Origin of the sequence: Lachnospira hominis (ex Hitch et al. 2025), assembly GCF_040096395.1 — a bacterium.
GTDB classification, from domain to species: Bacteria; Bacillota; Clostridia; order Lachnospirales; family Lachnospiraceae; genus Lachnospira; species Lachnospira hominis.
Genome location: NZ_JBBMES010000075.1, coordinates 1 through 586, shown reverse-complemented (window position 1 = coordinate 586; position 586 = coordinate 1). Strand labels below are relative to the sequence as shown.

Annotated in this window: 1 protein-coding gene; it reads right to left on the bottom strand. The window is 47.1% G+C overall.

Features of this window, described 5'->3' with window-relative positions:
• Nucleotides 1-97: 97 nt before the first annotated feature.
• Nucleotides 98-586: C40 family peptidase (locus WMO38_RS15390; RefSeq protein WP_349163226.1), on the bottom strand; the 489-nt coding region annotated here is incomplete at its 5' end.

Here is a 586-nt window from a genome sequence, read left to right as displayed (position 1 = left end):
GTTCCCCTGTCGTTTTCTGTTACCAGTATCATATCTTTTAAATCCATTCTTACCTCCAGTCTCAGAGAGGGACTATGCCCTCTCTGCAAATTTCCTGTTATGGTCTTCCTATCACAACAATCTTTCCTGTGCTTGCCACATCCCTGTAGACCACACCAAGACTTTCATTAAGTGCCTCTACCACCTTGCCATTTCCGACATATACTGCCACATGGCTGATGTTCTTATATCTTCCGTTGCTTGTAAAACTGTAGAAGATAAGGTCTCCCGGCTGTAACTCATCAAAGGAGACAGTCTTTCCGGCTTCATCCAGTCCCTGTGCCTCCGCTGCCGCTGTGGTTGCACCGCCATAACTAATATCCACGCCTGCATCCTTCCATGAATAATAGGCTAAGGAACTGCAGTCATAATAGTTACCGCTGTCTCTTAAATCCTGACTATAAGGAAAACCAACTCTGTGTAGTGCATAGGAGCAGACTGTTTTCTGCCTGCTGTCTGTAATTTCGTTTAGGATGGCATTGATTTCATCCTCAGTCATGGAGCTTACTCCCGGACTTCCGCCTCCGCCGCCACTTCCGCTTCCGGC